Below are 7,767 nucleotides of genomic sequence, written 5' to 3' on the forward strand. Positions count from 1 at the left end.
GTTCTTAATCCGATTCAGGCCGGCTTTGGGATGCATAAGGAAAGTCAGTCTGACATCACTGTCTACATTGCCATCTGAGTAAGTCGAAGTTCTTCATAAGTTTTTAACATTTGTTTGAACGAAGTAGGGCAGGAGCCCCGCCTTTAGCGGGGCGCTCCTGCCAAAATCGACCCGCCGCGGCGGAATGACCGACCGAACCCAGAAGATATCATCATTCTTTTCCAATCTTAGTTATTCTTTCCGCTTCGCGGAACGAATATGGCACGAGCGCGTGGCTGGTGCCCTGCAGCTAAAACAGCCTAAGACCCTCGACTTCCGCTATCTCTTCTCCCTGCGGCTGAGCGACCTTGAGAATCCCTTTCCCCGCATTCACATGAATCCCCATTCTCTCCTTCCCGAGTCTAATCTATAATACCCGGTTCGCACTGGCGCTTCAACTATTTTTCCAATATCACATTTTTACTGACAGGATTTGACAGTGAGGGTTTTTATGTTAGATTATGGAGACTCAAGAAATGACAGTCAGAATGGAAACAATTTCCTTTAACTCTTTGGCAAATAGTGAATTAAATCTATAGAAAGGTGGGGAAAATGAATGCAGCAATACCTGACCGTAAAAAAGCCCTCGACAGCGCCCTTCATCAGATTGAGAAATCATTCGGCAAAGGCTCAATTATGCGTCTGGGGGATTCGGCGGTGGCGCCGATTGAAGTGATTCCGACCGGCTCGCTCGGGCTTGACCACGCCCTCGGTGTCGGCGGGATTCCGCGGGGAAGAGTGACCGAAATCTATGGTCCCGAAAGTTCCGGGAAAACCACCCTGGCGCTTCATTTTATCGCCGAGGCGCAGCGTCTGGGGGGGATTGCGGCGTTTATCGATGCCGAGCATGCGCTGGATGCGGCCTATGCCAAAGCGCTCGGAGTCGATGTCGATAATCTCCTGATTTCGCAGCCCGATACCGGTGAGCAGGCGCTCGATATCGCCGAGACTCTGGTCCGCTCGGGAGCGATTGATATAATAGTCATTGACTCCGTCGCGGCGCTGGTGCCAAAGGCTGAAATTGATGGGGATATGGGCGACCAGCATATGGGGCTTCAGGCGCGACTGATGTCGCAGGCGCTGCGAAAACTGACGGGGGTAATTTCGAAATCGAAAACGGCGGTGGTCTTTATCAACCAGATAAGAATGAAAATCGGGGTGATGTTCGGCAATCCGGAGACCACCACCGGCGGGAATGCGCTGAAGTTCTACGCCACGATTCGTCTCGATATCCGTAAAATCGCATCCATAAAAGAGCATGAAGAGGTGACGGGAAGCCGCACCCGGGTGCGGGTAGTGAAAAACAAAGTGGCGCCGCCGTTCCGGGAGACAGAGTTTGATATTACTTATGGCAAGGGGATATCGCGCTCCGGCGAGATTCTTGATTTGGCGTCAGACCAGAATGTTGTGGAGAAGTCCGGAACGTGGTACAGTTTCGGAAAAGAGCGTTTGGGGCAGGGGCGGGAATCGGCGCGGCGGTTTCTGGAGGAGAATGCTGATATAATGGAGGGGATTACCTCGGCCCTTCGGGAGAAGATGGGGTTTGCGGTGGCGGGGAAGAAGGGGGAGTGAGTTGCGAATGTCGGGTCTCGTCCCAACGGGAGTTGGTACTGGGGCCTGATATATCTATAAATGAAAGACGAAGGTGTCAAGACCGCTTGACTTGCAGGAGAAAAATCCACGGGAGTCGAGGGTCTTCACCTACTTTGGCTGTCGATTCAATTCAGCCTGCCTTCTTTGGCCGAATCTGTAACCTGACAAAACTACCCTAAGTAAACTAATGAAGGCGGTACCTTTCTGCAGTGTTTTGCTGCTTTCTGGATACCCGCCTTCGCGGGTATGACACTAAGGGATATTTTATATCCCTTGCTTGGCGAATTGATTTGCGACTGCCGGACTATATCAGCAGAAGTAGCTCAAGACCCTCGATTTCCTCTGGCACTTCACGCTGGAGTCGAGCGGTCTTGAGAATCCCTTTCATCAGTTGTGGCGGGTCTCAGGTCCGATGGCAGCAGAAGTAGCTCAAGACCCTCTATTTCCTCTGGCACTTCACGCTGGAGTCGAGCGGTCTTGAGAATCCCTTTCATAAATCGTGGCGGGTCTCAGGTCCGACGGCAGTCGGAGCGAGACCTGGCGCATTATCGTCTGACATAAAAGGTTCCGTCAGGTCACACCTCCCCTCTAAAACAGGAGCCTATGACCTTATGAAACTGCCCTGACAACCGTTTCCTCCCGCCTTGACATCGCCCCAATTTTTCGGTATTTTCGCTTAAATTTTACGAGGGAAGACTATGAGACGCCGCTACTATCTGCTTCTGTTTCTTCTACTTCTTACCATCACCCCAGCCGTTATAGCCACAGATTCGGTATCAACGGAGATTGCGGATTCTGCCGTAATCGGCTCCGGTGACAGTATCGTTGTCGGCGCCGTTTCTGTTGAAGAACCGGCCGGGACTTTCCAGTACCCGATGAACCAAGAGCGAAAGTCACTTCTGATATCGTACTCCAAGTTTGTCAGCCGCTGGCGATTTTTTTCGTTTTTCATCCAGGTGGCGATTTTCCTGATGGTCCTCTATCTGGGATTGTCGGGACTGTTTCGGAGATGGGCGGAGAAGATTTCCAGTAAGAAAGTCCCGATGTATTTTTTTTATTTTCTCTTCCTGATGGTATTCCTTTTCCTGATAAATCTTCCCTTCAGCTACTATCGAGGCTTTCTCATTGAACATCAGTACGGTTTCTCCAATCAGAGTTTCGGAGAATGGTTCGGCGAATCGCTGAAAAGCGAAGCGGTCGGGCTGGTCTTTGGATTTGTCATCATCCTGATTCTGTACTGGCTTATCAACCGGTTTCGAAAATGGTGGCTTCTCTTTGGGCTTGGCGCGATACCGTTTGCGGCATTTGTAATCATCATCTATCCGGTGGTGGTGGCGCCGCTCTTCAATAAATTTGAGCCGATAAAAAATCAGGAAGTGGCAACCGCGATGCGGGATTTGGCGGAAAAAGCCGGAATTCATAATCCGGATATTTTTGAAGTCGATGCCTCCAGGCAGTCCTCAAAAGTCAACGCCTATTTCACCGGAATGTTTGGCACCAAGAGAATTGTCTTGTATGATACCACCATCAAGAATTTTACGGTCAATGAATTAAGATTCATCATGGGGCATGAGATAGGGCATTATCTTCTGAATCATATCTGGTACGGTTTATTTACGGCGGTGATATTGATATTTCTTGCCGGTTTTCTGGCGGATAAAATTCTGCCGTCATTCATTCGCAGAAATGAAAATCGTTTCGGCATCAGGAATTCGGGCGATATAGCGAGTCTTCCGGTTTTTCTGCTCTTTATCACCGTCTTTGGCTTTATCACCCAGCCGATTAACAACGGGGTGAGCCGTTATTTTGAATATCAGTCGGATGAGTACGGATTGAAGTTGTCCGGTGTGAACGGTGAAGAAGCGGCAACAGCGTTTGATAAGCTTTCGGTATTCAATTTATCCGACCCGGAGCCATCAGCGCTGACCGAATTCTGGTTTTACGACCATCCGGCGCTGAAGAAAAGGATGGAGAATGTTAAAGAATTATACAAGAGACAGCTGGCGGTAAAATGCACCGACAAAGTTTGTGATTTTAAGCATACGGAGTTTTAGAAGATGCGTCAAATAAGCACCGAAAAAATAATCGAAGCGGTCAAACAGCTCTCGATGAGCGCCGCCTATGATTTGGGTAAAGATGTGGTGGAGGCGATCGAGAATGCCAAGAAAGTGGAGGAGTCGCCGGTGGGGCGGGGGATTCTGGACCAGGTTCTGGAAAACGCCAAAATCGCGCGGAACGAATCGGTACCGATGTGTCAGGATACCGGATTCGCCGTGCTCTTTGTAGAACTGGGACAGGAGGCGCAGATTGTCGGGGGCGACCTGAATGCGGCGCTGAATGAAGGGGTCCGTCAAGGGTACAAGGATGGTTATCTCCGGAAATCGATAGTGGGCGACCCGCTGGAGCGCAAGAACACCGGCGACAATACGCCGGCGGTGATTCATATAAATATTGTGCCGGGCGATAAACTGAAGATAATCATTGCGCCGAAAGGGGGCGGCTCCGAGAATATGTCGGAAGTGAAGATGTTGAAACCATCCGATGGTATTCAGGGAGTTAAAGATTTCGTAATCGACAGGGTGCGGCGTTCCGGCGGCAATCCCTGCCCGCCGATAATAGTCGGGGTCGGCATCGGCGGAACCTTTGAAAAATGCGCGCTGCTTGCCAAGACCGCGCTGCTGCGGAAAGTCGGCAGCAGAAATCCCAATAAATTCTACGCCGACCTGGAACTGGAACTTCTCGAAAAGATAAATAAACTGGGTATTGGCCCGCAAGGGCTGGGGGGTGTCACCACCGCGCTGGATGTTCATATTGAGACTTTCCCCTGCCATATTGCCAGCCTTCCGGTTGCCGTCAACACGCAATGTCATGCGGCCCGTCATAAAGAAATCGTTTTGTAGCCCTGGAGATAGATTATGAGCAGTAAGAAATCGATAACCACTCCCCTGACCGATGAGGTTGTAATGAATCTTCGTATCGGGGATGAAGTCCTTATTACCGGCGCGGTCTATTCGGCGCGTGATGCGGCGCATAAGCGGCTGGTGGATTTGATAGACAAGGGAGAGAAACTCCCCTTCGACCCCAAAGGACAGATAATATATTTCGTAGGTCCGTCACCGTCAAAACCGGGGAAAGTAATCGGCTCAGCCGGACCGACCACCTCGTACCGGATGAATGCTTATACGCCGCGAATGATTGAGGTCGGATTGAAAGGGATGATTGGGAAGGGGGAGATGGGACCGGAAGTGGTGGCGAAAATGAAAGAGAAGAAGGCGGTTTATTTTGCGGCGGTAGGGGGAGCGGCGGCGTTGATTGCCAAATCGATAGTCGGGAATGAACTGGTGGCATATGAGGACTTGGGCGCCGAAGCGATTCGAAAATTGACCGTAAAAGACTTTCCGGCGATTGTGGCAATGGACTGTCACGGGGGGAATATCTATAAAGAAGGGACCGCCAAGTACGAGAAGAAATGAGGGGGGTTGGTGAAAGCCACCGTCAGTTAGCGACTGCCGACTTCGCGCCAGAATAACTCCAGAGCGCAGGGGTCGACTCAGTCTGCTGACGGGCGGGTCGAAATCAATCCTTGGGCGCCGCGAGCGACTCAGGTTTCGACATCTTTTAGAATGGCAGTACATATAATTGTCAAAATCCCAGGCGGATTCTGACCGGCTGCCCGAGCGCAAAAGAAAATCTACTGTATCAATCATGCAAACGGCGCTTCACATATTTGCCCTGACACGGGAACTGCAGAGCAAGATTAGCGGGGGGGAGTTTGTCGATACCGCTTTCTATAAGAAAGAGCGGGAGGCGTATCTCTTCTTTCAGACCGAGGAGACTACCTGCGCGCTGGGGCTGGCGTATCATCCGGTAGGGTTCGGCACTTTCCTGATTCCCCGTTCCAAAATCGAAATCGACACCAGAGAAAAACCCTGGCCCTTTTTCCAGCCGGCATCGGGAAGAAAGGTTTTATCCGTAACGCAGGCCGGGCTCGACCGTATCCTGCGAATTCAACTGGGAAATGGCGCCATCGAATTTACAATTGTAGTCGAAGCGATAGGACCGAATGGAAATCTCTGGCTGCTGGATGACAAGGAACGAATAGCTGCATCACTACGGCACAAAAAGTTCGAGCCGGGGCAACGATACGAAATACCGTCACCGCCGGAACGGATGAATCCGTTTGAAATTGACGTGAGTAAATTCAGGGAGGCATTGAAACATCATCAGGGACAGTATCTCGCGGCTCTCTTGAGGAAGAGTGTGGCCGGGCTGGATGAGGTCCTTGCCGGGGAAATTCTTAAGCGGGCGGAAATAGCGCCTGACCTGCTTGTTGATAATCTGAAAGAGAGCGATGCCATCCGGATTGTGGCGATTATGAAAGAACTGGCGGAACTGTTCGGCAAGGGAGACGCCGGCTATCTTTATGAGGTCGATGGAAAGCAGGGGGGATATCCGTTTCGGTTGAAGTCGCTCCATGAGGAGCCAAGACGGTTTAAGACATTGTCGCTGGCAATCTATAGCGCCGTGCGGTGGGGAAGAGAAGCCAAAGAAACCGAAGAGGAAAAGGAGAAGATAATAGAAGCGGCGCGACGTCAGGTGGCGCGGATTGAGAAAAAGATTAAGAAGATTGAAGAGGATGCGCTCAGGGCGCAGGAATTTGACGAGCTCCGCAAGATGGCAGAACTCCTGAAGATAAACCTGGTGAAAATGAAAAAAGGGATGAGCGCGATTGAGCTGGAAGATATCTACGGAACCGGGAAAATAAAGATTCCCCTCAACCCGGCGCTGACACCAGCGGAAAATGCGGAAGAATATTTCAAGAAATACCGGAAAGCAAAAGAGGGGGTGGAACTTCTGGGACGGCGTCTGGAAATTGCCCGAAAAGAACTGGCGACCACGCATAAGATGCTTCAGGAGTTGGATGCGGATTTTGAGCATGCCGCAAGTGTGTATGAGAGCGAAATAAAAGAGATTCTGCCATCCCAGGTAAAGAGACCGGAGTTGGCGCCGCGGTTGCCGTATAAGGTCTTTACTCTATCCAGCGGGGTAACCATTTTTGTCGGTCGCGGCGGCGAAGATAACGACCGAACCACTTTCGGGCATGCCAAGCCGTACGAACTCTGGTTCCATACGGCGCAATGCCCCGGCTCGCATGTGGTGATGAAGTTCCCGGACAAGAACTTTGTGCCGTCAAAGCAGGAGATTACCGAAGCGGCGGCAGTGGCGGCGTTTCATTCCAAGGCGAAAAACGCCAAGGCGGTGCCGGTAATTTATACCGAGCGGCGATTTGTGCGCAAGCCGCGGGGGGCGAAGCCGGGGCTGGTGACTGTAGAGCGAGAGAAGATGGTGATGGTGGTGCCGCGGGAGGGGAAGGGATGAAAACACGCTTGGAGTTCATATTACTTTAATCTCTCAGGGCTGTTTCCCCGTTGCCTTTTCTGGCAGATTTGCTAAATTAAACGGACAAGATTGTCATTATTTGGACAGGAGAGATATATGGCGGCGCTGGAAAGTTTGAACAAACTGGTCAAAGAGAAGAAAATAGAATATATCGATGTCAAATTCTGCGACCTGATTGGGGATTGGCATCATATCACCCTTACCGTAGCCAGTCTGAAACCGGAGCTATTTAAGACCGGGGTCGGGCTGGATGGCTCATCGCTACCCGGATTCACGCGGATTGAGCGGGGGGATATGATTGCCATACCGGACCCGGAGACAGCCTTTATCGACCCTTTCTTTGAGAAGCCAACTCTCTCCTTCATTTGCGATATAATGGCGGTGGAAAAAGAGATTGAGCCATATTCCCGCAATCCGCGAAGAGTGCTTCGCGACTGCGACAAATACCTCAAGAAAGTTCTTCCCGCCACATCCTGTTATCTGGGACCGGAGTTTGAATTCTATCTCTTTGATGATGTCCGCTTCAATCAGGGACCGGGGGAAGGGTATTATTTTATCGATTCGGAAGAAGCGGAATGGAACGCCGGGCGAGAAGGAAGCGGCAACCTCGGGTATAAAGTGCAGTACAAGGGAGGGTATCATGCCGCTCCCCCGAAAGACCGGACCTTCAATCTGCGCTCTGAGATAACGACCTTACTGGAAGAGGTTGGGGTCGCCATAAAGTATCATCATCAT

Annotated in this window: 7 protein-coding genes; all 7 read left to right on the plus strand. The window is 51.0% G+C overall.

The window, feature by feature from the left end; translation table 11 throughout:
* The first annotated feature begins 184 nt into the window (after nucleotides 1-184).
* Nucleotides 185-412 (plus strand): hypothetical protein, encoded by a 228-nt coding sequence (locus AB1690_00765; protein ID MEW6013832.1) that lies wholly within the window; start codon nucleotides 185-187, stop codon nucleotides 410-412.
* Nucleotides 413-591: 179 nt separating this feature from the next.
* Complete coding sequence (recA, locus tag AB1690_00770; protein ID MEW6013833.1) at nucleotides 592-1,611, plus strand: recombinase RecA; 1,020 nt, start codon at nucleotides 592-594, stop codon at nucleotides 1,609-1,611.
* A 719-nt stretch (nucleotides 1,612-2,330) separates the two neighbouring features.
* Nucleotides 2,331-3,686, plus strand: coding sequence for a M48 family metallopeptidase (locus tag AB1690_00775; protein MEW6013834.1), 1,356 nt, complete (start codon nucleotides 2,331-2,333; stop codon nucleotides 3,684-3,686).
* Between the two features lie 3 nt (nucleotides 3,687-3,689).
* Nucleotides 3,690-4,532: a fumarate hydratase gene (locus AB1690_00780; protein MEW6013835.1), complete on the plus strand. Its 843-nt coding sequence runs from the start codon at nucleotides 3,690-3,692 to the stop codon at nucleotides 4,530-4,532.
* Between the two features lie 15 nt (nucleotides 4,533-4,547).
* The gene (locus AB1690_00785; protein MEW6013836.1) at nucleotides 4,548-5,105 is read left to right on the plus strand and encodes a Fe-S-containing hydro-lyase; all 558 of its coding nucleotides are present in this window, start codon (nucleotides 4,548-4,550) and stop codon (nucleotides 5,103-5,105) included.
* Between the two features lie 232 nt (nucleotides 5,106-5,337).
* Entirely contained in the window at nucleotides 5,338-7,011 is a 1,674-nt protein-coding gene (locus AB1690_00790) for an NFACT family protein (protein MEW6013837.1), read from the plus strand.
* 117 nt (nucleotides 7,012-7,128) lie between these two features.
* Nucleotides 7,129-7,767, plus strand: a 639-nt coding sequence (locus tag AB1690_00795) for a glutamine synthetase beta-grasp domain-containing protein (GenBank protein MEW6013838.1), incomplete at its 3' end; no start/stop codon positions are given.

It is taken from the genome of Candidatus Zixiibacteriota bacterium, assembly GCA_040753495.1.
Taxonomy (GTDB): Bacteria; Zixibacteria; MSB-5A5; order GN15; family PGXB01; genus DYGG01.